The 25653-nt window shown below is 72.5% G+C and carries 15 protein-coding genes; 3 read left to right on the top strand and 12 right to left on the bottom strand.

The window, feature by feature from the left end:
* Positions 1–50: 50 nt before the first annotated feature.
* The 5 genes from FXF51_RS32095 to FXF51_RS32080 all read right to left on the bottom strand — a co-directional run bounded on the left by FXF51_RS32095 (position 51) and on the right by FXF51_RS32080 (position 4861).
* A complete protein-coding gene (locus tag FXF51_RS32095; RefSeq protein ID WP_148438429.1) occupies positions 51–602 on the bottom strand; it encodes a hypothetical protein in 552 nt (183 codons plus the stop codon).
* A 335-nt stretch (positions 603–937) separates the two neighbouring features.
* Positions 938–1519 carry a cation-translocating P-type ATPase C-terminal domain-containing protein gene (locus tag FXF51_RS62890; protein WP_262379991.1) on the bottom strand — a complete coding sequence of 194 codons (582 nt, stop codon included), beginning with the start codon at positions 1517–1519 and terminating at the stop codon, positions 938–940.
* Positions 1520–1554: 35 nt separating this feature from the next.
* Positions 1555–3588, bottom strand: coding sequence for a cation-translocating P-type ATPase (locus tag FXF51_RS32090; protein WP_222871557.1), 2034 nt, complete (start codon positions 3586–3588; stop codon positions 1555–1557).
* 244 nt (positions 3589–3832) lie between these two features.
* Positions 3833–4351, bottom strand: coding sequence for a DoxX family membrane protein (locus tag FXF51_RS32085; RefSeq protein ID WP_148438428.1), 519 nt, complete (start codon positions 4349–4351; stop codon positions 3833–3835).
* A 153-nt stretch (positions 4352–4504) separates the two neighbouring features.
* A complete protein-coding gene (locus FXF51_RS32080; protein WP_411268392.1) occupies positions 4505–4861 on the bottom strand; it encodes a universal stress protein in 357 nt (118 codons plus the stop codon).
* A gap of 119 nt (positions 4862–4980) precedes the next feature.
* On the opposite strand from FXF51_RS32080, the gene FXF51_RS32075 reads away from it, so the two are divergent.
* Complete coding sequence (locus FXF51_RS32075) at positions 4981–5646, top strand: CBS domain-containing protein (RefSeq protein WP_148438426.1); 666 nt, start codon at positions 4981–4983, stop codon at positions 5644–5646.
* A 4-nt stretch (positions 5647–5650) separates the two neighbouring features.
* On the opposite strand, the gene FXF51_RS32070 is transcribed toward FXF51_RS32075, so the two are convergent.
* The 5 genes from FXF51_RS32070 to FXF51_RS32050 are packed head-to-tail and all read right to left on the bottom strand — an operon-like array spanning position 5651 to position 21880.
* Positions 5651–6448, bottom strand: a complete 798-nt coding sequence (locus FXF51_RS32070) for a CPBP family intramembrane glutamic endopeptidase (protein ID WP_187414678.1) — start codon at positions 6446–6448, stop codon at positions 5651–5653.
* Between the two features lie 11 nt (positions 6449–6459).
* Positions 6460–7176 (bottom strand): 4'-phosphopantetheinyl transferase family protein, encoded by a 717-nt coding sequence (locus tag FXF51_RS32065; protein WP_148438424.1) that lies wholly within the window; start codon positions 7174–7176, stop codon positions 6460–6462.
* Between the two features lie 10 nt (positions 7177–7186).
* Entirely contained in the window at positions 7187–12607 is a 5421-nt protein-coding gene (locus FXF51_RS32060) for a carboxyl transferase domain-containing protein (protein WP_148438423.1), read from the bottom strand.
* Position 12608: 1 nt separating this feature from the next.
* On the bottom strand, positions 12609–20240 hold the full coding sequence (locus FXF51_RS32055; protein WP_148438422.1) for a type I polyketide synthase: 7632 nt from the start codon (positions 20238–20240) through the stop codon (positions 12609–12611).
* Positions 20237–21880: an acyl-CoA dehydrogenase family protein gene (locus FXF51_RS32050; RefSeq protein WP_148438421.1), complete on the bottom strand. Its 1644-nt coding sequence runs from the start codon at positions 21878–21880 to the stop codon at positions 20237–20239. The genes FXF51_RS32055 and FXF51_RS32050 overlap by 4 nt, the downstream gene beginning before the upstream one ends.
* A gap of 186 nt (positions 21881–22066) precedes the next feature.
* Between FXF51_RS32050 and FXF51_RS63885 the strand changes: the two genes are divergently transcribed.
* The gene (locus FXF51_RS63885; protein ID WP_262379990.1) at positions 22067–22504 is read left to right on the top strand and encodes a CBS domain-containing protein; all 438 of its coding nucleotides are present in this window, start codon (positions 22067–22069) and stop codon (positions 22502–22504) included.
* A 22-nt stretch (positions 22505–22526) separates the two neighbouring features.
* Here the strand turns inward: FXF51_RS63885 and FXF51_RS32035 are convergent, their stop codons facing one another.
* On the bottom strand, positions 22527–23378 hold the full coding sequence (locus FXF51_RS32035; RefSeq protein ID WP_148438420.1) for a universal stress protein: 852 nt from the start codon (positions 23376–23378) through the stop codon (positions 22527–22529).
* A 194-nt stretch (positions 23379–23572) separates the two neighbouring features.
* Between FXF51_RS32035 and FXF51_RS32030 the strand changes: the two genes are divergently transcribed.
* Positions 23573–24568: an NAD(P)H-dependent glycerol-3-phosphate dehydrogenase gene (locus tag FXF51_RS32030; protein ID WP_148438419.1), complete on the top strand. Its 996-nt coding sequence runs from the start codon at positions 23573–23575 to the stop codon at positions 24566–24568.
* Positions 24569–24621: 53 nt separating this feature from the next.
* On the opposite strand, the gene FXF51_RS32025 is transcribed toward FXF51_RS32030, so the two are convergent.
* Positions 24622–25527: an RNA polymerase sigma factor RpoD/SigA gene (locus tag FXF51_RS32025; protein ID WP_187414677.1), complete on the bottom strand. Its 906-nt coding sequence runs from the start codon at positions 25525–25527 to the stop codon at positions 24622–24624.
* Positions 25528–25653 lie beyond the last annotated feature (126 nt).

The following is a 25653-nucleotide window of genomic DNA, read 5'->3' as shown; positions in this document are numbered from 1 at the left end:
CGGTAGTGTCCGTCGCGTCTTCGCCGGCCATGAGATTTCGCTGCCGGGGGTCAGAGTGGCAGGACGGTGAGGTTGGCCGGGCCTGCGACGGTCTGGAGTCCGTTCGTGGTGGCGCAGGCGGCGAGGTCGGTGTTGAGCAGGGCGATCTCGTAGACGAGTTTGCGGCCGGCGAAGGGGCCCGAGGTGATGTCGGCCACGACGATGACCACGTTCTGACCGGTGGGACGCTCGGTCAGGGAGATGCCGCCGCTGAAGTGCGAGGTGCCGGTGTTGTTGCCGCTGGTGCTCTTCCAGGCGACGGTGCCGGACACGCCGGACACGGGCAGGCTGACCAGGCAGCTCAGGGTGCCGCTGCCGCCGGCTTGGTAGCTGGCGAAGGCGTGGTCGGGATCGAGCGCGGCGGTCAGGCAGGGGCCGAAGTCGCCTTCGGCGTGGAAGGTGATGTTCTGGGGCAGCAGTTTCATGCCGGGGTTGAAGTCCTGCTGGGCGTAGCCGGGACAGTCGGCCAGGGGCGAGTCGGCGTGCGCTGATCCGCCGCTCAGGGCGGTGAGGCCGGCCAGGGCCAGCAGACCGGCCATCAGCAGCCGGGCGAGAACATGCATGGAACCTCCTTCTTGGCGCGATATCACTCAGTGCGCCGTTGAAGTTACTTACAGTCCCTTTAATATGCGTGCGTCCAGCTGATTCCGGCACAGCGGCCCGGTGAGGCGTTTGTAACTCTGCGAAGCCGCTTCGTCGCGGACAGTGCGAACGATGCGGACAGTGGAGGTGCCTACCGTCCAGACCGCACGGCCCGCGGCCCCTCCAAGGGCTCTTCCGGCCGACGCGGTACGGCGCCTTTGATCAGAAGTCGCCTCGCTGAAACCTGTACCGTGCCGGCAGTTCGGCCGGATCGCGCGGGATGAATCACCGGCACCGGGCTCGCGTGCAGCCCGAGCTAACAAGGCGTCCGTGACCGGCGGGCCCAGCGCCGCAGCTCGTCGGTGCCCCAGACGATGACCGGGAAGGTGGCGATGATGGCCAGGACGTCGGGCGGGAGCGCGGCGGTGCCGAACAGGTGCTGGAGCGGCGGCAGGTAGACGAGAGCCGCGGCGAAGGCCAGCTCGAAGGCGATGCCGCCGAGCAACAACGGGTTGGAGGTCAGCCCGACCTGGCGGAGCGAGGCGTGGTCGGTGCGGGCGGCCATCGCGGTGCCGATCTGGCAGGTGACCAGCCCGGCGAACGTCGCCGTTGTGGCCGTCAGGTACGCCTGGTGCAACGGGGTGCCCGCGCCGGTGGGGTCGCCCGGCTGCCAGCCGGCACGCCAGAGCACGTAGAAGAAGACGCCCATGACCAGGGCGGCGGAGACGAGCCCGAGGTAACCCCAGGCGCGGATCAGCATGTCGCGCGAGATGACGCCTTGGGAGGCGGGCCGGGGCGGGCGGGTCATGAGGCCGGGCTCGGCGGGCTCGCGGCCCAGCGCCAGCGCGGGCAGCGTCTCGGTGCCGAGGTCGATGGCCAGGATCTGCAGGACGGTCAGGGGTAGTGGAATGGCGCCGCCGCTCAGCGCGAAGATCAGGAAGGGAACGATCTCGGGGATGGCGTGGGCGAAGATGTAGAGGATGAACTTGCGGACGTTGTCGTAGACGCGGCGGCCGGATTCGATGGCGGCGACGATGGTGGCGAAGTTGTCGTCGGTGAGCACCAGGGTGGCGGCTTCGCGGGCCACGTCGGTGCCGGAGGCGCCCATCGCCACCCCGATGTGGGCGGCGTGCAGGGCGGGGCGTCGTTTGCGCCGTCGCCGGTCATGGCCACGATCTGGCAGTGCGCGCGCAGCGCGTCGGCGACCTTCAGCTTGGTCTCCGGGGAGGAGCGGGCGAAGACGATCTCGGCGTCGCCGGTCAGTAGCTCGTCCAGGTCGTGGTCGTGGAGCTGCTCGGCCTCGGCGACCACGGTCAGGCGGGGCACGCCGATGCCGACCTCGGCGGCCACCGCGGCGGCGGTCGCCCCGTTGTCGCCGGTGACGACGTGCACGCGCAGCCCGGCCTCGTGGCAGCGGGCCACCGCCTCTGCCGCTTCCGGCCGGGGTGGGTCGTACAGGCCGACCAGGCCCAGGAGGTGAAGGCCGGTCTCCGCGTCCTCCCGGCGGGCGGGGACGGCAGCGCCGGCGGGCAGGTCGCGGGCGGCGATCGCCAGGACGCGTAATCCGAGGTGGGCCAGGTCGTCGACGGCGGCGAGCACGTCGGCGGGATCTGTAAGGCCGGTGCGGGCCAGTACGGCTTCGGGCGCACCTTTGACGTTGACCGTCAGCCGGTCGTCGTGCCGGCTGACGGTGGACATCAGGCGCAGGCGGGCGTCGAAGCGGAACACCGCACGCCGGCGCTCGTCCCTGCCGGTCAGGTCCGGCGGCCCGGCGCCTTCGACCAGCGCGATCTCGGTGGGGTCGCCCCGCAGCCGGCCGTCGTCACCGCGTGAGACGGTGGTGCAGTCGCTCATGGGCCGCCCGAGCTCGGCGGGCGGCGGGGAGCCTGACACGATGCCGGAGCCGGGGGTCCAGTACGCCTGCAGGCGCATCCGGTTCGCGGTCAGCGTCCCGGTCTTGTCGGTGCAGATGACGTTGGTGGAGCCAAGGGTCTCCACGGCGCTGAGCCGTTTGACCACCGCGCCCCGGCGGGCGAGCACCCGCACCCCGACCGCCAGCGCGAGGGTGATGGTCGGCAGCAACCCTTCGGGAACATTGGCCACCAGCAGCCCGATCGCGAACATCAGCGCGTCGGTGAGCGGCAGCCCCACCAGAGCCCCCACCAGGAGGAAGAGCACGCCCACAGCCACGGCGACCGCGGCGATCAGCCAGGCCACCCGCTTGACCTGGATTTCCAGCGGGCTGTCCCGGCGCCGGCCCCGCTGGCTGAGCGACGCGATCCGCCCGAGCTCGGTGTGCCCGCCGGTGGCGAACACGATGGCCCGCGCCTGGCCGCCGACGCAGGTGGTGCCGCTGAAGACGAGGTTCGGCTCGCGCAGCAGGGCGACGCCGTCCTCGGCGGGACCGGCCACTCGTTCCACCGGAGCGGACTCGCCGGTCAGCATCGACATGTCGATCTCCAGGGCGCCCTCGGTCAGGCGGGCGTCCGCCGCCACCTTGTCGCCTTCTTCCAGCTCCACCAGGTCGCCCGGCACCAGCCCGGCGGCCTCCACGGCCTGGGTTCGGCCGTTGCGGACAACCTGGGCGCGTTCGGGCAGGTAGGCCGCCAGTGCCTGCACCGCCCGCTCGGCCTGGCGCTCCTGCAGCAGGGCGAACGCGGCGTTCACCACGATCACTGCGAGGATCGCCCAGCCGAGCACCGGCATGTCAGCCACGAACGCCAGGCCGCCCGCGGCCCACAGCAGCAGCGCCAGCGGATGGGCGAGCTGCCTGCCGAGCTGGGCGAGGAGCGAGGAACGCCGCGTCTGGCGCACGGTGTTGGGGCCGTAGACGGCCAGCCGCCGGACGGCTTCCCGGTCCGAAAGGCCGCGGGGGCCTGTGTGGAGTTCCTTGCGCAGCAGCGGCAGGGGCTCCCGGGGATCCGCGATCAGACGGGTGGAGGTCGCCGGACCAGGAGTGTGTCTCATGACCGTGCCCCGCACACGACGAGCCGTTCACGCACTACGGCCTTCATGGTGATCACCCGGTTCTTCGGTTGAGGTGATCCGTCTTCTTCACCCTCCCGGAAACAGCTGCCTGCGCTGGAGGGGCGAAGGTCTGCGTGGCAGGGGTCTTCGGGCCCGCACAGCACCCCGCACAGCATGACGCCCACCTCCGCTGCGGAGGTGGGCGCCTGTTCGTACGCACTACTGGAGCCAGGCTTCGTACGCACTACTGGAGCCAGGCGTTGCGCCGGACGATCGGCAGGTTGCCCAGGCCCCAGGTCCGGCCGGCTCCGGCAAGCGCCAGGCCGATGAGGACGATCGAGTAGATGATGTGGTCGTCGATGATCGGGTTGTTGGCCAGGGGCAGCTCCGCGGCCCACATGAGCACGAGCATGACCGTGCCCGCACCCGCGGCGATCTTCGTCCCGACGCCCAGGATCAGCGCCAGGCCGATGCCCAGCAGACCGGCCATGAACAGCCAGTCCACCCACGGCTGCCCAGCCAGGCCGGAGAAGAAGCCGCCCAGAGCGTTCTCGCCGGTCCCCTTCAGGAAGCCGGTCGTCGGGCTGCCGCCCACGATCCACGCCTTGGCGGCGGGAGTCGCGAAGCTCCAGCCGAACAGCTTGTCGAGGAACGCCCACAGGAAGATCCAGCCGAGCGAGATCCGGGCGATCGCCCAGACGTAGTCGACCGGACGGTGTGCGGTGGTGACCTGCGTGACAGGTGAAGTGGCGGTGGTGGCCATGACGGCCCCCTTTCGAGGTGAAAGCGTCTTCCTTGGCACACCTCAAGCACATCCCAGGCGATCATCTTCTTGCAGAGCCGTACGGCCCCGGCCCGGTGGGACCTTCGTCCCGGATCCGGCGCTGTCCGGTCGCGCCAAAACTGGTGCCGGTGCTCAGTAGCTGCCGTTTCGTGACCTGTGGACCACCGCGACCGGGCAGGGCGCCTGGTGCGCCATCGCCTGGCTGACCGATCCGAGCAACAGCCCGCGCAACTCGCCGAGACCACGTGCGCCGACGACCACCAGGCGCGCCTTGCGGGCGGCCTCCAGCAGCGCCGGACGGGGCGGTTCGTCGCTGAACTCGACGCTGATCCGCAGCTCGGAGTATCGGCGCTGCCAGAGGGTCAGTTCGTCCCAGGCCACGCTCTCGGCCTGGACGCGCGATTCCATCCTGTCCGATGCTGAATGGGCGATGAGTGCCTTGAGCGGGGCGGGAAGTGGAGAGCCCGTACCGCCTTTCGTCCGTCTCACTGATCAGGCGGGTCGTGGGGGCTGACCTATGCCGGGGGCGTCCGGGACTTCCGGCCCTACGGCCGCCGACCACCGCGGGGTGCGATGGGGTGAGGACCCCGGCAGCCGAGGGGAACACCATGATGAAGATCACCGTTCGGGACGTGATGACCACCGATGTGGCGACCGTCCGCCGCCAGACGCCCTTCCACGCCGTGGCCGAGCTGCTCATCAGCAGAGGCGTCAGCGGTGTGCCCGTCGTGGACGACGATGACCGGGTCCTGGGCATCGTCTCCGAGGCCGACCTTCTGGCCAAGGAGGAGTTCAAGGAGCGGTTCCATGGCGACGGCTACCGGCCTGCGCTGCGCACCCGGCTGCGCCACAGCGCGAGCAGCGGCGATCATGAGCCCACGGGCGAGTCGGCCGGCGAGCTCATGACCTCGCCCGCCCAGGTCATCACCCCCGACGCGTCCGTCGTGACGGCCGCCCGGCAGATGGACCGCCACGGCGTCAAGCGCCTGCCCGTCATCGGCACCGATGGCCGCCTCGTCGGCATCGTCAGCCGCCGCGACCTCATCACGGTCTTCCTGCGCACCGATCACGACCTGCTGACCCAGGTCAAGGACGCCATCCGCGCCGACGAGCTCGGCCTGACCGTCACCGTCACCGACGGCGTCGTCACCATCTCCGGTGCCTTTCCCGAGCACAGCCAGCCCGGCACCGCCACCCTCCTCGCCGAGGGCGTGGACGGTGTCGTGGCCGTCCACCTCCTCCTCACCCGGCAGGATTCCCAGGACGGCGCGTGACGCCCTACCGGCCGTGGCCTCGGCGGGGCTTCGCCAGGGTCCCCGGCTCCCGGATCACCACGATGACGACGGCGACCAGGGCCAGGAGGACCGCGACCGAAGGCTGATCGAAGTACGAGCCATGGACGGGAAACACCTGCCAGCCCAGGTTGGACACCATGTGGAAGAGGGTCACGGCGAAGACGCTCCTGCCGGTGTTCTCGTACAGCCAGACCATGATCACTCGCATCGCCACCGTGGCCAGCGACCACCAGGCGATCCACGACACCGTACGGTGCGCCTGCAGCAGGGCGGGCCAGTGCCAGACGGCCCACACCGATCCCACGATCAGGGCCGTTGCCGGCGCGCTCCACCGCTCCCGCAACGCGTCGACCGCGTACGCGGTCCAGCCGAGCTCCTCGCACAGGGCGGCCGCGAAGAACGCGGTGCCCATCGCCAGCACCGGCACCAGGGAGATCCGCGGACCAGGCACCTCGACCCCGGAGAGCCGGAGATAGGCGTACGACGCGACGAGGACTGCCGGATGCAGCAGCAGGATGGGCACGTACCAGCCCTTGGCCGGGATCCGGGCGAAGTCGAAGGACCGGCGCAGCAGCGCTCCCACGCTCGCCCGTCCGCCGCGCCGATGCTCCAGGATCATCGCGGCGGTGACCGGGCAGACGACCGCGAGCGCCGCCGGCGGGAGGCCGGGCAGGAGTTGCGCGTCGCTCAGCGCGTGCAGGGCCAGGAACGGGACGGTGAGCAGGAAGACCAGAGCGAAGAACGCCAGGGGTGATCTCGCTGGCGGGGCTTGCGCACGCATGGGCCACCTCCTCAGGTCAGGGGGCGGGCCAGCCAGTGGTGTGACGGGCTCGCGGAGATCAGCGCGGGCGGGTCCTCCAGGCAGCCCGGCGGCGGCACCGGCCGGTCGGCCGCCACCGTGAGGAGGAAGTCGCCGTAGCGTCGCCACCACCCGTGCAACGTCCTGCCCTCCTGGGCCCGCACCGTCAGCCCGGCCCATCCGTCCGGCGGCTGGGCCGGGGTGCCGCAGCCGAGCGTCACCTCCACCGAGCGGGTGTCCCGGCGCAGCCCGGTGCGCAGCACCTTCAGCGCGCTCTCCTTGGCCGACCACAGCAGGTTGGCCCGCAGCGGATCCGCGCCGATGACCTCCCGCTCGGCGGGGGTGAAGTAGTCGGCGACGAAGCCGGCGCTGCGCGGCTCCACCAGCTCCAGGTCGCAGCCGACGGCGCCGGGCTCCAGGCCGAGCAGGCACACCGCCCAGCCGGCCCGGTCGGTGAGGGAGATGCCGATCGGCAGCCGCCGGCCCGCCAGGTACGCCTCCGGCGCGCCGCTCGGATGATGGCGCACCTCCAGCTCGTACGGCGGCGCGGGGTAGAGCAGCCGCATGGCCTGTTTGGCCGTCCAGCGCGCGACGAGGAACTCGGTGCGCCGCTTGGCGAACCGCATCCCGGCCGCCCGCTCCGCCTCCCCCGCCGACAACCATGCGTTCCCGGCGGGCAGGTGTTCCTCACCGCGCGCGAGCCACCTCATGACGCCCACCTCATGATGCCGCCATCCCGCGTTCCAGCGCGTCGATCACGTAGGGCCGCAGCCCGGCCGCCGGGATGACGTGATCGACGGAGCCGACCGTCAGTGCCCGCTGGATGCTGTGCACCTGGTCGAACTCGGCGGCCACCTCGCGGAGCTTGTCCGCCCGCACCACCTCGGTGATCTCGACGAGCCGCGAGCGCGGCCCCGATTCCCTGGCCGCCGCCACGCGCGGATCCTGCTCGGTACGCGAGCGCACCTCACGGACGAACACCACGGCCGCAGCCGGCGCGCCGCCGATGACGGACGCGTAGGAGCCCTCGACGGCCGCGATCTCCAGGTGCGGGTTGAGCCGCTTGGAGAACACGACGAACGCGCCACCGTGATACCGGGAGACCACCACGAACACGATCGGGCCGGCGAAGTTGGTCACCGCGCGCCCGATCTCGGCGCCGTACTCGAGCTGCCAGCGCCGCATCGACTCCGGCGACCCGTCGAACCCGGACAGGTTGGCCAGCACCACGACGGGCCGGTTGCCGCCGGCCGCGTTGATCGCGCGGGCCACCTTGCGCGACGACTGCGGGAACAGGGTGCCGGCCGTCCAGGCGGGCGGCCCGTCGGCGGGGACGAAGCCGTGCCGGGGCCGCGGCGCGGATTCCAGCCCGATCACGCAGGCGGGGATGCCACCGACGTGCCCGTCCCAGACGACGGCGGTCTCGGCGTCGCGCCAGCGGGCCCAGCGTTCCAGCGGCTCGGCGCCGGTGTCGCACAGAGCGCGCATGACGGAGCGGATGTCGAACGGCTTCTTGCGCTCGGCGTTGTGCGTGCTGGAGAAGATCTCCCCGACCGTGTCGAAGCCGGGGCCCGCGTGCGGCGACGCGCGGACGTCGCGGCCGGGCGGGTCGGCGGTCGGGCGCCTGCGCGGGTAGCGTTCGCCGGGCACGACGTAGGTGTGCTCGTAGTGGCGCAGCAGGATGCGGCCCGCTTCGGCGAGGGTGGCGGCTCCGTACTGGGCCTGCCCGTTGGGGCCCATGATGCGTTCGAAGCCGCCGATGCCGGTGTTGTCGTCGGCCGACACGCCGCCGGAGAAGTCGAGCGCCTGCTTGCCCGTCAGCACCATGGCGCTGCCCGCGACCATGACGAGAATGCCGCGGGTGTGCATGAGCATGGTGGCTTCGGCGTTCCAGTACGGTTGCGCGCCCACGTTCACGCCGGTGACCACGACGTTGACCTCGCCGCCGCCTTGTGTGAACTCGATGAGGCGGCGCAGCACGGCGGCGATCCAGTCCATGTTCTCGGTGCCACTGTCCATCGCGATCCGCGCCCCCGACGACAGCGCGAACCACTCGACCGGCACCCGCAGCCGCTCGGCCAGGTCGAGCGCGGCGATGACGCGCCGGCACTCGGGCTCGGCCAGTGAGCCGAGGCTGCGGGTAGGGTCGCCGAGGATGGCGACCCTGGTCATGCCCTCGGGCACCTTGGCGGTGCGGCTGGTGATGAGGCCGACGACGAGATTGGCGCTGTTGCCTCCCTCCGGCCGGGTGACGGGGACGAGCGTGCCGTCCGCGGCGAGGTCGTGCTCGGTGAACGTGCCCGGCGGGAAGTCACCGGGGGTGGCCTCGGGCGGTGCGAGCATTCTGATGATCTCGTACGGGTAGGGGGCGCCGAAACGCCGGGCCCGCAGCACCTTGCGCCGGTACTCGGTGAGCGGCCGGATCGGCTCGTGGCCGTAGGGCTCCTCGCGGACGGTGACGCGGTCCTCGTCGAGGCCCTCCACGTGCAGGGCGGCGGGTTCGGGCAGGCGGACCTGAAGCAGCAGCTTGTCCAGGCCCACGCCGACGGCCAGCGGCACGAACGGCTGGGCCAGCCGCGGCCAGTCCGCTCTCGGCACGTCGAACGGCGGGCGCACGCACAGGATGATGCGGTTGGGCTGGGGACGCCGGCCGGGCGGCGTGGCGGCGAGGTGCTCGCGCATGGCCGCCAGCGCCTGCAACCCCATGCGTTCCAGCCTGGGCAGGGACACGACGCGGCCGTCGGCGTCGCGCACGGGTGTCAGGTCGCGGACCTCGCCGATGGCGAACAGCCGCACGTCGGCGGGGTTGTCCTTGGCGACGCCGCGGAAGAGGTAGACGTCCTCGGCCGAGCGCAGGCGTTCGAGGGTGAAGCCGGACAGCCGCCACAGCTCGGCCCGTTCGGCGATCATGGGGTGCAGGTTGCGGTAGAGGGGTTCCTCCGCAAGACCTTCGGGGGTCTGGGTGTAGGCGAAGTGCTGGGTGCGGTGGTGCTCGGGGCCGTCGCCGCGTTCGCTGGTGACGGTCACGCACAGCCGCTCGACGTGGCGGCCGAAGTCCCGGCCCGCGAGCAGCCGCGCCACCTCGGCCTGGGTGTCGTCGGCGGCGGGCCGCTCCCCCGGCCGCCAGGTCATCAGCTCGGCGATCACCCGCCGCGCGGGATCCACGCCCGCCAGGTGCGCGGCGATGGCGGCGCACGCCTCGCCCGCGCGGGCCAGCGGGGTGTAGGCCACGACCACGTGGTACGGGACGCCGTCGTGGGTGTACTCGGCGGTGCCGAGCGAGCCGTCGAAGCCGAGGCGTTCCAGCTCGCGGGTGCGGTAGAAGCGCCGGATGTAAATCTCCGGGACGATGGCAGGCTTGGAGCTCTGCCAGCGGGCCAGCAGCGGGCCGCGCATCGGCTGCGGGCACCACACGAGCCGCTCGATGAGGTCGTCGCGGTCCGGCCTGCCCGGGTCCGCCGCCAGCTCGTCCAGGTGCGCCTCCATCTCGGCGTACACGGCGGCCAGGGCGCGCTCGTGCTGGGGCTCGTCGAAGTAGTGGAAGAGCACGTCCCTGGCCAGGTCGGCGACGACGGGGTGGCGTACCTGGGCGGCGACAGCCAGCCGGGCCATCAGCTCCCGGTCCGGCGGCGGCAGGTCGCGGTGGCGCAGCCGCCGCTCCAGCACGGCCGCCACGGCGGGAACCAGCTCGTGGGCGCGGCGGAAGGAGCGGTACAGCCACACCACGGCCTCTTCGAGCTGTGGCGTCCGGTCCAGGCTGAGGACGCCGTACCTGGCCAGGACACGCTGGAGCCGGGTGCGGAAGGATGGCGGGAGCCCGGCCCGGTCGGGGTCGAGCCACTGCAGGTAGGACAGGACGTACTCCTGGGCGGCGGCGGCCTCGGGCTCCTCGGGCTCGGGCAGCGGCCGGTACAGGGCGCAGACGTCGGCGAACAGGCTCAGGAACTCCTCCTCGCAGGCCAGCAGCTCCGGGTCCGCGGGCGCCTCGGTCAGCTCGGCCTGCCGGGTCTCGCGCGGGTCGAGGTCGAAGCCGAGCAGGCAGCCGGACAGGGCAGCGTAGACCGTCCGGCAGCCGGACACGGCCCCGCCCGGCCGGCACAGGGCCGCGAAGGAGACGGGCACGCCCGGCGAGGTGGCGGGCCGGGCGGACTCGCGGATGCGCAGCAGCGGCTGCCCGGTCACGACCTGGGTGTTGGCCGCCGCCTCGATCGAGGCGACCTCGCCCGCGAAGGGCGCGGCCAGCGTGGACTCCAGCTTCATGCTCTCCAGCACGACCAGCGGATCGCCCTCGGCCACCCGGTCGCCGGGTGCCACCAGGACGCAGACCACGAACGCCGGATGCGCGGCCCGGACGACGCCGCCGTCGTCGCGGTGCACGCGGTGGGCGGCCCACTCGCCGTCCCGCTCGACTTCCACGAGATAGGCCGGGCCCAGGGCGGAGATCTGGGTGCGGTACGCCGCGCCGCCGCACGACAGGCGCCGTCCGCCCGCGCCGAGCCGCCGCACGCCCACGTCCACGGGCCCGTCGGCGGTCTCGACCCGGTACTCCTCAGGGCCGGTGCGCAGCACGCGCGGCTCGTAGCGGCGGCCGCGGTAACGCAGGCGTGCCCGCCGGCCCAGGCCCTCGGGCGCCTCGGGGCGGCCCCGGCCGGCGGCTTCGTGGAAGGCCGCGCGCTCGGCCTCGTGGTCGGCGTCGTACGCCTCGACGGCGGCCTGCAGCACCGCGATCGGGTCCGGCTCCGGCAGGTGTCCCCCGGCGGTGGTCAGCCGGTCCAGCCATCGGTTGTCGGCGGTGCCGAGCCGTACCTCCTCGCGGGCCAGCAGCGACAGCAGGAAGGCGCGGTTGCTCGTGCCGCCCTCGATGACCAGCCGGGTCGCGGCCAGCGCGCGCCGCAGCCGGACCATGGCCTCGTCGCGGTCGCCGCCCCACGCCACCACCTTGGCGATCATGGAGTCGAACTCCGGCGCGACGGCGTCGCCCTCGGCCACCCCCGCGTCCACCCGGATGCCGGGACCCGCGGGCGGCCGCCACACCGCGACCCTTCCGGGGGCGGGTGCGAATCCCTGCTCGGGGTCCTCCGCGCACAGCCGGGCCTCCACCGCCCAGCCGCGGCCGGACGGCGGCTCGCCCGTCAGGCGCCCGCCGCCGGCCACGTGGAGCTGCAGCTTGACCAGGTCCGCCCCCGTGGTCTCCTCGGTGACCGGGTGCTCGACCTGCAGCCGGGTGTTGACCTCCATGAACAGGTGGGCTCCGGTCGCCGGGTCGACGAGGAACTCGACCGTCCCGGCGTTGCGGTAGCCGGCCTCGCGGGCCAGGCGCACCGCCGCCTCACGGACGGCGTGCTCGGCCTGCGGGGTCAAGGCGGTCGAGCCGGACTCCTCGATGACCTTCTGGTTGCGCCGCTGGATGCTGCAGTCGCGCACGCCCACGGCCCAGGTCGTCCCGTACGCGTCGGCGATGATCTGCACCTCGACGTGGCGGGCGCGCTCCACGAGCCGTTCGAGGAAGACGGCCGGGTCGCCGAAGGCGGCCTGCGCCTCGGCACGGGCGGCGGACAGGGCGCCATCCAGCTCCCCCGGCTCGCGGACGACCCTGATGCCGCGCCCGCCGCCCCCGGCCGCCGCCTTGACGACCAGGGGATAACCGAGCTGCCCGGCCTGGTGGGCGGGGTCGGTGACCGGGCCGCCGCTCCACGGGACGACCGGCACGCCCGCCTTCTCCGCCAGGAGCTTGGCCGCGATCTTGTCGCCGAGCAGGCGGATCGTGGAGCTGCTCGGGCCGACGAAGGTGATGCCCGCCTCCTCGCATCTTCCGGCGAACGAGGCGTGCTCGGCCAGGAAGCCCCAGCCGACCCAGACCGCGTCGGCCCGCGCCTCGCGCAGGGCGCGCATGACGCGTTCCTCGTCGAGGTAGGCGGATCTGCGACGGCCGTCACGCGGGTCGAGGTAGGTGGCGGGGCCGAGGGAGAGGGCTTCGTCGGCCATGCTGGTGTACCAGGCGTCGGTGTCCAGGTCTGTGTGCAGGACGATCGTGGTCATGCGAGGGCCGGTGCCGTCGCGGTTGAGCTCCGCGACGGCGTCCAGCACCCGTCTGGCGGGTTCGCCGCGGTTGACGATCGCCAGTCTGCCGATCCCGGGCATGTCAGCCCTCCTCCGCCAGGGGCGTCAGCGTCTTCCTGACCGGTTCGGGGAGGTCGCCGGGGATCGGGACGCCACGGTAGCCCTCAGCGGTGACGAGCACCGTGCCGTCGCCGGCGATGACCGCGCAGTCGTAGTGACCGTCACCCTGGCCCGCGATGGCCTGGATGTCCTTTCCGTCGCGCTCCGGGTAGAGGGCGACGCGATCGACGTGCGCGGGCAGCGCCAGGATGCCGTCACGGGCGGCCTGGGCCAGGCCGGCGGTCTGGAAGCAGAGCTCCACCAGGCGTGGTGGGGTGACGGTCGCCGCGCCGGGCGGGTCCACCGCCTCGGGCAGCCCCTCGGCCATCCTGGCCGCCGCGCCGGAGCCGTGCGCCCAGGCCGCGGCGACGACCCGGTAGGCGGGGCCGTGGAAGAACAGCTCGTACACCTCGGACGGCGGCATCGTGACCGCCGCCTCCGGCGCCCGGTCGCGCCGCTCGGGCTGCCGGGCCGTCCGCGACAGCCGCACCTCGCCGGTGAAGTGCACGGTGCGCTGCGGCTGGTCCTCGCCGGGCAGGAGCCGCTCGGCGGTCAGCTTGCACCGGGCGAGCAGGTCGTCGCCGTGCGGGCTGAGGGTGGCGGTCACGGTCAGCGTACGGGGCTCGTCGCGGTAGAACTTGACCGGTGCCAGGAAGTCGACGTCCTCGACGGCCACGACCTGCCAGGCGGGCGCGGCCAGGCGGGCCGTTTCGGCGAAGGCCTCGATGCCCATGACGCCGGGCAGCACGGCGACGCCGTCGATGCGGTGGTGGTCCAGGAACGGCTGCCGTCCCGGGTCGAGCGTCGTGCGGACGACCAGGCCGGTGTGCACGCCGTAGGAGTCGAGCGAGCCCGCCATGGGCTGCTCGGCGGTCGCCGCTGTCAGTCCACCGGTCTCGTCGCTCTCCTCGCCCAGCACGCCGAGCGCGCCGGCGACGAGCACCTCGCCGCGCTCGCCGGAGGCGGTCAGCTCCCGCCGGATCCAAGGCACGCCCACCTGCGGCGGCAGCATCTCGATCCCGGCCATCTCCATGATCTTGGGGATGGAGCCGCGGGTCGCCATGCCGATGCCGCCCCACGCGGTCCAGTCCAGCGCGATCGCGCGGGTGCCCGGGCGGGTGCGGCGCATGCCGCTGGTGAGCTTGCACAGCAGGTCGTTGGCCGCGCTGTAGTCGGCCTGGCCGGCGTTGCCGAAGCGGCCGGCGACCGAGCTGAACACCACGGTCGCGCCTATCGGCAGGTCGCCCGCGGCGTGCAGCAGGTTGAACCAGCCGTCGCTCTTGACGTCGAAGACCAGGTCGAACTCCGCCGGGGGCTTGTCGGCCAGGGACCGGCTGATCTCCAGGCCGGCCGCGTGGAGCAGCACGTCCACGTGGTCGCTGACGCCGCGCACGTCGTCCATCGCGCGCCGTACCGCCTCGGGGTCGGTGAGGTCGACCTGGTGGTAGTACGGTGTGCCGCCGGCCTTCCTGACGGCCTCGATGGCGTCGAGCGCGGCGTGCAGGCGTTCGAAGCGGGCCAGCTCGCGTTCGATGAGGACCGGGGTGGGGCGCTCGCCGCGCTGCTTGAGGCGCTCGGCCAGGTCGGTCTTGAGGCCGTCGCGGTCGCTCGCGTAGCGGCTCAGGTCCGCGTCCGCCGGGTCCGGCTGCGGGGTGAGGTCGAGCAGGTGGAACACGCCGCCCGTAGCCGCCAGGTCGGCGGTGATGGCCGAGACGATGCCGCCGGCCGCGCCGGTGATGAGGTAGACGCTGCCGGGGCCGAGCGTCAGGCCGCCTGTGCCCGGGAAGGGACGCTCGGCCAGGCCGACGCTCCAGCGTTCGCCGCCGGCGTGGCCGACCTCGACGCAGCCGGGGTCGGTGATCGTCTCCTCGATGAGGGTGTCGGCGAGTGCGGACGGCTTGCCGCCCGTGCCGAAGTCGACGGCCTTGACCAGGGTGTCCGGCTGTTCGCGGTGGTAGGCCTTGGCGAAGCCGGTGACCGCGCCGCCGAGCGGGGCGATCGCGCCCTCCTCGTCGTAACCGTGGTGTCCGCCGAGCCTGGTGGCGGTGATGAGGAAGGGGGCCTGTTCGTAGAGGTGACGCGTGAGGGCGTGAAGGTTCTTCACGCGGCGGCGCAGGGCCTCGCGCCAGGCGGGCGGGCCCATGCGCTCCAGGGGCTCCTCGATGTCCAGCGCGGGCAGCCAGTAGACGCCGTCCACCTGGCCCTCGACCTGCGCGGTCAGCTCGTCGGCCGGTGCGGCGGGATCGACGGTCAGGACCTCGCAGCCCAGCTTGCCGAGCCTGCCGGCCAGCGCCTTGCCGACGCCGCCCGAGTCGAGGCCGACGACGATCCTGTTGCCCTCGCCGAGCCGGACGCCGGTGGGCTTGCACCGGGCGAGCGCGGGCCGCAGCACGGGCACAGGAACGCGGCGCGGGATCGTGCCGCCGTCCTGGTCCTCCTTCTGCCGCTGCTGCGGCTCGGGCCGAGGTCCGGTCGTCTCGGGCAGGCGGTCGCGGATCCAGCCGACCACGTGGTTGAGGGTCGGGAAGTCACGCAACCGCAGGTTCGGGTCGCGCTCCAGCCCGTACCGCTCCCGCACCGCCGCGAAGATCTCCGCCTGCTTCACCGTGTCCACCCCCAGATCCGCCTCCAGATCCAGATCCGGCTCCAGCAACTCCGGCGGATAACCGGTCATCTCCGACACGATCGCGACGACGGTGTCCGCGAGCGGATCCGTCTGCGGGGTCGCGGTCGGCTCGGGGGTTTCCGGCACGATCAGGGAAACCTCGGCAGGTGTGGTCTCAGGTGCGGCCGTGTCGGGAGTGGTGGAGGCGGGCGTGTCCTTGATCCGCAGGCGCCGCTGGACCACTTCGAGCCCGGCGCCGGGGCGGCCGGCCACGGCCGACAGCCACGCCTGCCAGGCGGCGGGGTCCACGACGCGGTAGGCGTGACCCAGCTCGCTCGGGGAGCGGTGCCGCCCATCAGGCATGGGAGTCCAGCGCATCAGGGTCATGGCGATCTGCGAGCCGAAGCCCGCGGCCAGGCGCAGCGCGTACCGCACCGGGTAGGCGCCGCCGGTGGAGAGATTGAGCGGGCCCAGCTCCGGGTCAGGCTCCTTGAAGTTGGGGACGGGCGGGACGATGCCGGTCTCCATCGCCTTGATCGCGACGACGTCCTCGATGCCCGCGCCCATGGCGTGGCCGGTGAAGCCCTTGGTATTGGCGATCACCACGGAGTCGGCGGAGCGGCCGAACGCCTGCCGGAGCGCCTGGATCTCGGCCGCGGCGCTGCCGCCGCGGGCCGGGGTGTAGGTCTCGTGGGAGACGAACACCGTCTCGGGGGCGAGCGTGTGCCGATCGGCGCCGCGGGCCTCGGCCTGGCGGACGACCTGCTCCATGACGCCGGAGATGTGCTCGATGTCGAGGCGGGTGCCGTGGTAGGCGCTGGTGGCGGTGACGGCGCCCAGCACCTCGCAGATCGGCTGCAGGCCGCGCTCGCGGGCGGACTCGGCGGACTCCACCACGATGGCGGCGGCGCCCATGCCGACGATCATGCCGTGGCGGCGGCGGTCGAACGGCGTGGCCGCGTCCTCGACGACGTCGTCGGTGGCGGCGGCGCCGGAGGCCAGGAAGCCGGAGCCGATCCAGGGCAGCATGGTGTCGCTCGTGGCGTCGTCGGCCGAGATGATGATCACGCGGCGGCAGCGGCCGGTGCGGATCCAGTCCTCGGCCAGGCACATCGCCTGGGTGGTGCTCGCGCAGGCGGCGTTCACCTGCGTGTTCGGGCCGCGGGCGCCGATGATCTCGGCGAACTGCGAGTGCCCCATGGACAGGCAGCGGAACAGGAAGCGCCGGTCGAAGACGTACGGTTCGCTGTCCAGGAGGTGACGCAGCTCGGCGACGCGGCGGTCCACCTCGGCGGCGGCCGGCTCGTCGCCGCGCATCCTGCTTCGTACCGCCTCCAGGGCGGCGAGGTGCTCCCTGCGTCCGCGGTCGGTGAAGTAGCGCTCCAGCTCGCCGGCGAAGGCGTCGTAGGCCGGGAAGGCTGAGGCGAACACCACGCCGGTGTCGTCACGCAGCGCCTCGGGCAGCCCCCACCGGTCGGGCAGGCGGGTGCCGAGCGTGGTCGTCCTGTAGTGCATGACCAGCGGAATCCCGGCGTCGCGCAGCGCGTCGAACCCGGCGCCGATGGCCAGCCTGGTGGCGATGTCGAGGGCGGCGTCCCGGTCGGCGTCCACGCCGAACTCGGCGACGACGTCGAACGGCGCGTGCCGTCCTGCGAGCTTGAGCACGTCGGCCTCACTGCCGATGGTCTCGAACGTCGGGTCACCGGTCTCGCGCTTGACCAGGCGGGTGATGCGGCGATCGACCATGGCGCGGCGGAAGCGGTGCGGGATGGTGTCGATGAACTGCTGGCCGGCGAGGATGCGGGCCAGGTTGTCGTCGTCGAAGACGCGTTCCACGCCGGGCAGCCCGAGCGCCGCCCCGGTCACCACGACCGGTTCGCTCGCCGGAGCGCTCGGCGCGGTCCCGCCGCCATAGAGCGCCAGGCCCTGTTCGAGGGTCTGGGCGAACAGGCGGCCGAGCCGGGTGTAGGTGTCGGTGGACATGGCGGGCCTCGCTGGGCTGGGGGTCGTGGCGGAGGTGATGCCGGCGGCGTGCTCCGGACGGGCGTGTGCCGGGATCGCCGGGCGCGGGGTGTCCTGCTCGGGGACGGCCGGCGCCTCGACGGTGACCGGAACTGCGGTTACCGGGCCGACGGAGACCGGGCCGACGGAGACCGGGCCGGCGGAGACCGGGCCGGCGGAGACCGGGCCGGCGGAGACCGGGCCGGCGAAGGCCGCGGGAAGGGCCGGGCCGGCCGCGTACAGGCCGCACAGCGCCTGGTTGAGTGCCGGGACGCCGCCGATCTTGGGGTGGTCGGTGAACAGGGCGAGCACGTCGTCGTGCGCGGAGCCGAGCACGTCCTCGGCGAAGCCGTGCAGCGCCTTCTTCGGGCCGACCTCGACGAACACCCGCGCCCCCGCCTCGTACAGGGTGCGCAGGCCGGTCACGAACCGCACCGGGGAGGCGACCTGGCGGCCGAGGATGTCCAGCATGGTCTCGACGTCGGCGCCGGCCGGGTAGAACTCGCCGGTCACGTTCGCGATGATCGGCTTGGCGGGCGGCCGGAGGTCCAGGCGGCGCAGGACCGCCTTCAGCGGATCGCTCGCCGGAGCGACGATCGAGGTGTGGAAGGCGTGGCTGACGGGGATCCGGGTCGCGGTCATGCCGGCCGCGCGGAAGCGTTCCACCGCTGCTTCGACCGCCTGGGTCGCGCCGCCCACCACGGCCTGGGAGGTGCTGTTGATGTTGGCGACGACCACGTACCCGTCGGATCCGGCGACGATGCGCTCGATCTCCGGCAGCGGGCCGAAGACGGCGGCCATCGCGCCGTTGTCAGGCACCTGAAGCGCGGCCATCTCATGCCCTCTGGCGCTGACCGCTTCGAGCGCGGCCGCGAAGGACAGGGAGCCGGCGGCGACGAGCGCGCCGTACTCGCCGAGGCTGTGGCCCATGACCATGTCGGGGCGCACGCCGTACGCCTCCAGCATGCGGGTGAGCGCGGCGTCCACGGTGAGGACGGCGGGCTGGGTGATCTCGGTCTGCAGCAGCGCCCGCCGCGCGGCCTCGGTGTCCTCGGTGAAGATGTACGACGTCAGCGACCGGCCGAGCAACGGCGTCATGACCCGGTCGGCCTCGTCGAATGTGGCAGCCACGATCGGCTCGCGCTCGCGCAGGTCGCGCAGCATGTTGACGTACTGGGAGCCCTGCCCGGTGTAGAGGAAGGCGACCTTGGGGGCGGGGCCGCGGCCGAGGAACACGCCCTGGGCGCGCAGCATGCGCCACATGGCCTCGTTTCCGGTCCGCAGGGCGGTGATCGCCTTCGCGGCCTTGGCGGTCAGGTCGCCGGCGTCGGCGTAGTCGATGGCGACGCGGATGGCGGCCCCGGTCAGCGCCGGGCCGGGGGGCTGCGGGGTGGGGGTGGCGCGTACCTGTTCGAGCCGGGCGATGACCTCGGCCTCGTCCGCACCGCCGACGACGGCGGCGCCGCGCAGCGGCGCTCGCGCAGCGGACGGCGTGGCGGCCGTGCCCGTCCCGCCGGTCGCGGTGACCGCGGCGGACGGCGTGGCGGAGGTGGCGAAGGTTCTGGGGGCGTCGGCGGGACGGTGACGGCCCGCGATGTGCTCCTCCAGGACCACGTGGAAGTTCGTGCCGCCGAAGCCGAAGGCGCTCACGCCGGCGCAGCGCACGCCACCGGCGGGCCGCTCCCACTCGCGCAGCTCGGTGTTGACGCGGAAGGGCACCGATCCCCAGTCCACGTTGGGGTTCGGCTGTTCGAAGTGCAGGCTCGGCGCCAGCACCCTTTCGTGCAGGCTCATCACGGTCTTGAACAGCCCGGCCGCGCCGGCGGCGGCCTTGAGATGACCGATGTTCGACTTGACCGAGCCGAGCGCGATCGCGCCCGGCGCCGCGCCCGCCTTCTCGAACACCTCGCTCAGCGCGGCCAGCTCGGTGGCGTCACCCACCCGTGTGGAGGTGCCGTGGGCCTCGATGAGGGTGGCGGAGGCGGGGTCCAGCCCGGAGCCCGCCCAGGCGCGCTCGACGGCCAGGCGCTGGCCGATCGGGTTGGGCGCGGTGATGCCCTTGCCCTTGCCGTCGCTGGACCCGGCGATGCCGCGGATGACGGCGTAGACGCGATCGCCGTCACGCTCGGCGTCCAGGAGCCGCTTGAGCACGAACAGCGCCGCTCCCTCACCCATCACGAACCCGTCGGCGCCCGCGTCGAAGGGCCGGGTGCCGGTGGCCGACAACGCGCCGATCTTGCAGAACTTGACGAACGCGGCCACCCCCATGTTCCGGTCCACCCCGCCGGTGATCACCGCGTCGAAGTCGTGAGACTGCAGCCCCCGTACGGCCGCGGACATGGCCGCCAGGCCCGAGGCGCAGGCGGCGTCGGTGGTGAAGTTGGGGCCGCGGAAGTCGAAGAGGTTGGCCACCCGGCCGGCGATGATGTTGGCCAGCTCACCCGGCATGCTGTCCTCGGTGATGGGCGCGTACTCCTCCAGGAAGGAACCGGAGGTCTCGCGCAGCACGGCCGCGCGCACCTCGGCGGGCAGCGCGGCGAACGCGGGAGCCGCCTCCAGCCGCCGGGCGAACTCCGGCAGCTCGATCCTGGTGTTGCTGCGGTAGTGCTTCTCACCGCCGAGGGCGTTGCCGATGATCACAGCGACGCGTTCGTGGTCGAGGTTCCAGCCCGGCCAGCCGGCGTCGATGAGCGCCGACCTGGCGGCGCTCACCGCCCACTTCTGGCCGTCGTCGAGCTGCGCGGCCACGGTCGGCGGGACGGGCAGCCGCCACCCCGTCGGATTCCAGGGGAAATCCCTGACCCAGCCGCCGATGCGCGAGTAGGTCCTGTCGGGCGCCTTGGGGTCGGCGTCGTAGTAGAGGGCGGGGTCCCAGCGTCCGGGCGGGACGTCGGAGATGGAGTACCTGCCGCCTTTGACGTTGGCCCAGAAGGCGGCGGCGTCGGGCGCGTCGGGCATGATCGCGGCCAGGCCCACGACGGCGATCGGTTCGAGCACGATGGCGTTCATGGTGAATCCTTGAGGTCCGCGCGGCCGTACAGGACGTCCGCGAGCAGGTCCATGTCGGCGAGCAGGCCGCGCTGGGCGAGATGCGCCTCGTGCGCGCGCAGGCCGTCGAAGGCGGGGGCGTCGTCCGTGGACGTCGCGCCGAGCACCCAGCGCGCGCCCTCTTCGGCGATCTTCATCGCGGCCTCGCGGGCGAAGATCCGGCTGACGGCGGCGAGGGCGGCGGGGCCGAAGCGGCGGTCGGCCTTGTCCGGGAGCGTGCCGTCGAGCGCGGCGGCGGCGCGCCGGGCCAGGCTGCCCGCGGCCTCGCCGTAGGCGATCAGCTCGCCGAGCCGCAACAGGACGTGCTGGTTGCGGGTGAGCCGTCCGGCGCGGCACGCCTCCATGACGGCGGCCAGGCTGTCCAGGGCGAGGGCGGCGATGGCCGCACCCGTCTCGGACGGCAGCGCGGCGACCTGGCGGGCGAGGTCGGCGTGGTAGGTGCCGCGGGTCTTGAGGTGCTGCTGCCAGCGGTCCCTGGCGATGGTCATCTCCAGGATCTCGGAGGTGCCCTCGTAGATCGTGGTGATGCGCACGTCCCGCTTGATCTTCTCGACCAGGTACGGCTTGGTGAAGCCGTACCCGCCGTGGGCCTGAATGGCGGCCTCGGCGGCGGCGTTGCCCGCCTCGCTGGCCAGGTACTTGGCGATCGCGCCCTCGGTGTTGAGCGAGCCCTCGCCCGCGTCGAGGCGGACCGCGGTCTCCTCGATGAACGCCCGCGCGGCCTCCAGCCGTACGACGTGCGGCACGATCAGCTTGTGCGTGTAGCCCTGTTTCGTGGCCAGAGGCGCGCCCGCCTGCACGCGGTCGAGTGAGTAGCGGATCGCCCGGTCGGCCGCCTCCCAGCCGCCGCCGAGCCCGAAGGCCGCCACCATCAGCCGGGTGTAGCCGAAGACGTTCTGGGCCTGGGTCAGGCCCTTGCCCTCGGTCAGTCCGACCAGATTCTCCGCCGGGACGAACACGTCGTCGAGGTAGAGCGCCGCCGTGTTGGACAGGCGGATGCCGTGCTTGTCCTCCGGAACGGCCGCGGTGAAACCCTCCGTGCCGCGTTCCAGGACGAACCAGGACGGCCCGCCGGGCGCGAGCGCCAGCACGCAGCAGGCGTCGGCGATGGAGCCGTTGCTGATCCACTGCTTTCGGCCGTTGAGCCGGTAACCGCCTTCGACCGGCGTCGCCGTGGTGCGCAACGCGCCCAGGTCGCTGCCCGCCTCCGGCTCGGTGGCGCCGTACGCGAACAGGATGCCCTCCTTGGCGATCCGCCCGAGCCAGCGCTCCTTCTGCTCCTCGGTACCGCCGAACAGGATCGGGTCGCTGCCGAGGAACGTCGCGAACACCGACGTGGCCAGGCCCAGATCGAGCCTGGCCAGCCGCTCGCAGATGCGGTAGGAGTCGAACGCGCCACCGCCCATGCCGCCGTACTGCTCGGGTACGAAGGCGAGCTGAACGCCCAGCTCGTCGCCGCACATCTGCCTGACCGTGTCCTCCGGGCAGAGGTCGTCGCGATCCAGCTCCAGCATGCGTTCGACGGGCAGCGCCGCGGCCACGAAGTCGCCGAGCGCCTCCAGCATCAGGTCAAGTGTTCCGAGGTCGAGTCCGCTCGTCATGGCCCGCCTCCTCTGGGAGTCCGCCTGGGTTTCTCGACAACGTAGGTCTGGGGGCGTGGCCGGGGCAGGCGCGGAGGACCCTTCCTCGAAGGACTTTCGTCCCGCGTTCGGAGCCAAGGGGTGAGCAGATCGCTGCTGAGGGTGACCGCGAAGGAGGCAAGCACGCGTAGGACCGTCGAGGACGTGATGACGAGCAAGGTCGTCTCCGTCCTCGCCGCCACCCCGTTCAAGGACATCGCCGGCGGCATCAGCGCCGTCCCGGGGCTGGACGACGACCACGTGATCGGCATGGTGTCGGAGGCCGAGGGCGACACCGCCGCCGAGCTGATGACCAGCCCCGCCATCACCATCACTCCCGCGGCCGCCGCGGTTCAGGCCGTACGCCTGATGGACGAGCGAGACGTCAAGCGGCTCGCGGTCGTCGACCACGACGGCCGCCTGCAGTGCTGTGAGGCTGCGGGTGTGAGGGGTCGTCCGCCCCGGCGGAAGCCCTTGTCGATGCGGACTCGTGCACGCTCCCGGCGCTGGGCGGCCAGCATACCGGGGTGGCGGGCCGTACTCCCCCGGCACGCCGCCGTGCCCACGGCGACGTTCCTGTGCCGGCCGCCCCAACCGTCCTCATGAAGGCGCCCGGCTGAGCAGTCGCTCATCGGGAAGCCGGTCGGACCACGGCCACGGTGCAGCCGGCGTGATGGAGCACCCCCCGGCTGACGGAGCCGAGCAGGGCCGAGCCGAGCGCACCGCGCCCACGGGATCCGACGACCAGCAGATCGGCCTTGTCCGCGGCCCTGCTGAGCGCCTTGACCGGCGCCGCGTACGGAACCTCTTCAACGACCTTGACCTGCGGATACTCCTTCTTGAACGTCTCCAGCAGCGAGCTCAGCAGTGCCAGCCCGCAGGCGCGGAGATCGTCCATCTCGTGCGGCGTTTCGATGCCGAACCGCTGGGGCGGCAGTGTCCAGGCGTGGACCGCGTGCAGGACGCTTCCGCGCAGAGCCGCCTGCCTGAAGGCGTAGGTGAGGGCGGGTTCGCATCCGGGCGAGCCGTCCAGACCCACGACGACGTGTCCGTGCACGGGCCTTGGCACGCCGCGGACCACCACGACGGGCCCCTCGGCGTGGCCGGCGACGTGGTCGCTCACCGATCCCAGCAGGGCACCTGCCAGGCCGCCGAGCCCTCGGCTTCCCACCACCAGCTCCGCGGCCGTCCTCGCCTCCTCGCGCAGGACCGAGGCCGGCGACCCCTCGACCAGGCGCGTGCCGACCTCGACGGCCGGCTGACGCTCGTGAACCAAGGCCAGCGCCTCGTTGAGAACTTTCTGGCCGGCACGCCGCAAAGAGTCCGGCTGGTCAGGGTTCGGAAATCTCGCCACCTGGTGCGGCATGCGATCCACCGCGTGCACGATCCGCAGGGGCACGTGCAGACGAACGGCGTCGCTGGCCGCCCAGTCGACGGCGGCCCGTCCAGGCACGGATCCGTCGACACCGACAACGATCATGATGGCCTCCTCTGTCAGGACACCCATCAGACCGGGCAGGAGGAGGTGCCGGGCAGGGCCGTAGGTCCTTCAGGCCCGAGCCGAACGTCTGCCCGCCCTGGCCCTTGGCAGGCGCGGCAGAGAGGACGAAGTCCCGCCCCGGCAGGGACCATCGGCACTGTGCGCCTCCGGATGAGCGGCTGGAATGGGGAGGTATGAGAATTTCCATCCTCGGTGCCGGTTCTTGGGGCACCACGCTGGCCGCTCTCCTGTGCAAGCGGCACGAAGTGCTGCTCTGGACCCGCGATCCCAGCATCGCGGAGGAGATCAACGACAGGCACCGCAACCAGGTGTACCTGCCCGGCTTCACGCTGCCGGTGGCCCTCACCGCCACCCGGAACCTCGCGGAGGCGGCGGCCGGCGCGCAGATCCTCATCATGGGTGTTCCCTCACACGCCTTTCGCGGCGTGCTCGGCGAGGCGCGCGAACACGTACCGCCGTGGATCCCCGTCGTCAGCCTGGCCAAGGGGCTGGAGCACGAGAGCGGCCTGCGCATGACACAGCTCGTGGAGCAGCTGCTGCCCGGTCACCCCGCGGCCGCGCTCACCGGCCCCAACCTGGCCAGGGAGATCCTCGCGGGCAAGGCCGCCGCCACGGTGATCGCCACCGGCAATGAGACCGTCGCGGGCCTGTTGCAGGAGACCTTCCAGCGCGGCCTGTTGCGCGTCTACCTCAACGATGACGTGGCGGGCTGCGAGCTCGGCGGCGCGCTGAAGAACGTCATCGCCATCGCCGCGGGCATGGCCGAGGGTCTAGGGGTGGGAGACAACACCAGGGCCGCGATCATCACGCGGGGACTGGCCGAGCTCACCCAGCTCGGTGTGGCGATGGGAGGCAGGGCGGCCACGTTCGCCGGGCTGACCGGTCTGGGCGATCTGCTGGCCACCTGCCTGAGCCCGCACAGCCGCAACCGCCACGTCGGGGAGCAGCTCGGCAGGGGCCGCAAGCTCGACGACGTGCTCGCGGGGATGGTCATGACGGCCGAAGGGGTCCGCACCACCCCGGTGGCAGTGGAGCTGGGCGACCGGCACGGGCTGGAGCTGCCGATCTGCCGCACCATCCACCGGGTGCTCAGCGGTGAGATCACCGCTCGCGACGCCTACGCCGGGCTTCGTCGTTTCCGCGCGGGCACGGAGTCGGATCCCTGGTGAGGCCTCCGGTCGTCGTGCACTTCATGGCCTCACCCGTCTCAGGTCGGCGCGGCTCAGCTCGCCTCCGCCCGTAGCCCGTACGAGCTCCCCGCCCCACGCATCCCGGCCAGCGCTTCCCTCTCGAGTAAGCGGACCCACTGCGGCGTCAGCCCCAGCTTCGTGGCGATCTGACGGGTGGTGTGCCGGTCGTGCCCGTCCAGCCCGAACCGCAGCCGCGTGATCAACGCCTGCCGCGGCGCCAGCCCGTCCACGAGAGACCCCAGCATCGTCTTGAGCGCCTTGCGCTCGATGAGCAGCTCGGTGGACGGGCCGGGGTCCTCCACCAGGTCCCCCAGCGTGTGCTGCTGCTGTTCCTGCCCCACGGCGAGGTCGAGGCTGAGGCAGTTCCAGGGCAGGCGCCGCAGCGCCACCAGTCTCGCCGGCTCCAGCTGTGCCTCTTCCGCCACCTCCCGCTCGCTGGGGGCGCGCCCCAGCCGGCGGGTGGCCTGCGCCTCAGCTCGATTGATCTTGACGAGCTGGTCCAGTACGGCGATCGGCACTCGCACCGGGTGCGCGTGTTCCAGCCCTCGCTGGATGGCCTTGCGGATCCACCAGGTGGCGACCGTGGAGAACCGGTTGCCCCGGGTGTGGTCGAAGCGGTCGACGGCCTCGATGAGCCCGAGATTGCCGTCCTGGATGACGTCCGCCAGTGACATGCCACGGTGCGCGTACCGCTTGGCGATGGACACCACCAGCCGCAGGTTCGCCTCGATCAGGTGCCCCCGGGCGGCCTGGCCGCAGGCGACCACGGACTCCAGCTCGATATCCGCGATTCCCTGCTCGATCAGGCGAGCCGCGCGGGCGCCGGCTTCCATCCGCTTGGCGAGCGCTGTCTCCTCTTCGGCGCTCAGCAGGGCGGTGGTACCGATGCGGGCGAGGTAGTCGCCCACCTGATCCTTCGAGTGCCCGGGGCCGCTCATGGTCGCTCCTTCGTGTCTCTCACAAGGACACGCTGGAAACCGCCGCCTGCACAGCGCCGGAAGGCCCGGACTCCGGCCTTGGGACGGGCCCGGTCCTGGGACGTTCGTCCCTATCCGCCATCCCCG

It is taken from the genome of Nonomuraea sp. PA05 (assembly GCF_008086045.1).
In the GTDB taxonomy this organism is placed as follows: Bacteria; Actinomycetota; Actinomycetes; order Streptosporangiales; family Streptosporangiaceae; genus Nonomuraea; species Nonomuraea monospora.
Note: the sequence above shows the minus strand (reverse complement) of the source record. Positions and strands in the feature narration are given on the sequence as shown.

Coding starts and splice junctions, on each gene's coding strand:
- FXF51_RS63885 (WP_262379990.1), top strand. CDS start 22,067: ATGACGAGCAAGGTCGTCTCCGTCCTCGCCGCCACCCCGTTCAAGGAC.
- FXF51_RS32050 (WP_148438421.1), bottom strand. CDS start 21,880: ATGACGAGCGGACTCGACCTCGGAACACTTGACCTGATGCTGGAGGCG.
- FXF51_RS32090 (WP_222871557.1), bottom strand. CDS start 3,588: ATGAGACACACTCCTGGTCCGGCGACCTCCACCCGTCTGATCGCGGAT.
- FXF51_RS32025 (WP_187414677.1), bottom strand. CDS start 25,527: ATGAGCGGCCCCGGGCACTCGAAGGATCAGGTGGGCGACTACCTCGCC.
- FXF51_RS32095 (WP_148438429.1), bottom strand. CDS start 602: ATGCATGTTCTCGCCCGGCTGCTGATGGCCGGTCTGCTGGCCCTGGCC.
- FXF51_RS32065 (WP_148438424.1), bottom strand. CDS start 7,176: ATGAGGTGGCTCGCGCGCGGTGAGGAACACCTGCCCGCCGGGAACGCA.
- FXF51_RS32035 (WP_148438420.1), bottom strand. CDS start 23,378: ATGATCGTTGTCGGTGTCGACGGATCCGTGCCTGGACGGGCCGCCGTC.
- FXF51_RS32070 (WP_187414678.1), bottom strand. CDS start 6,448: ATGCGTGCGCAAGCCCCGCCAGCGAGATCACCCCTGGCGTTCTTCGCT.
- FXF51_RS32075 (WP_148438426.1), top strand. CDS start 4,981: ATGATGAAGATCACCGTTCGGGACGTGATGACCACCGATGTGGCGACC.
- FXF51_RS32060 (WP_148438423.1), bottom strand. CDS start 12,607: ATGCCCGGGATCGGCAGACTGGCGATCGTCAACCGCGGCGAACCCGCC.
- FXF51_RS32085 (WP_148438428.1), bottom strand. CDS start 4,351: ATGGCCACCACCGCCACTTCACCTGTCACGCAGGTCACCACCGCACAC.
- FXF51_RS32030 (WP_148438419.1), top strand. CDS start 23,573: ATGAGAATTTCCATCCTCGGTGCCGGTTCTTGGGGCACCACGCTGGCC.
- FXF51_RS32055 (WP_148438422.1), bottom strand. CDS start 20,240: ATGAACGCCATCGTGCTCGAACCGATCGCCGTCGTGGGCCTGGCCGCG.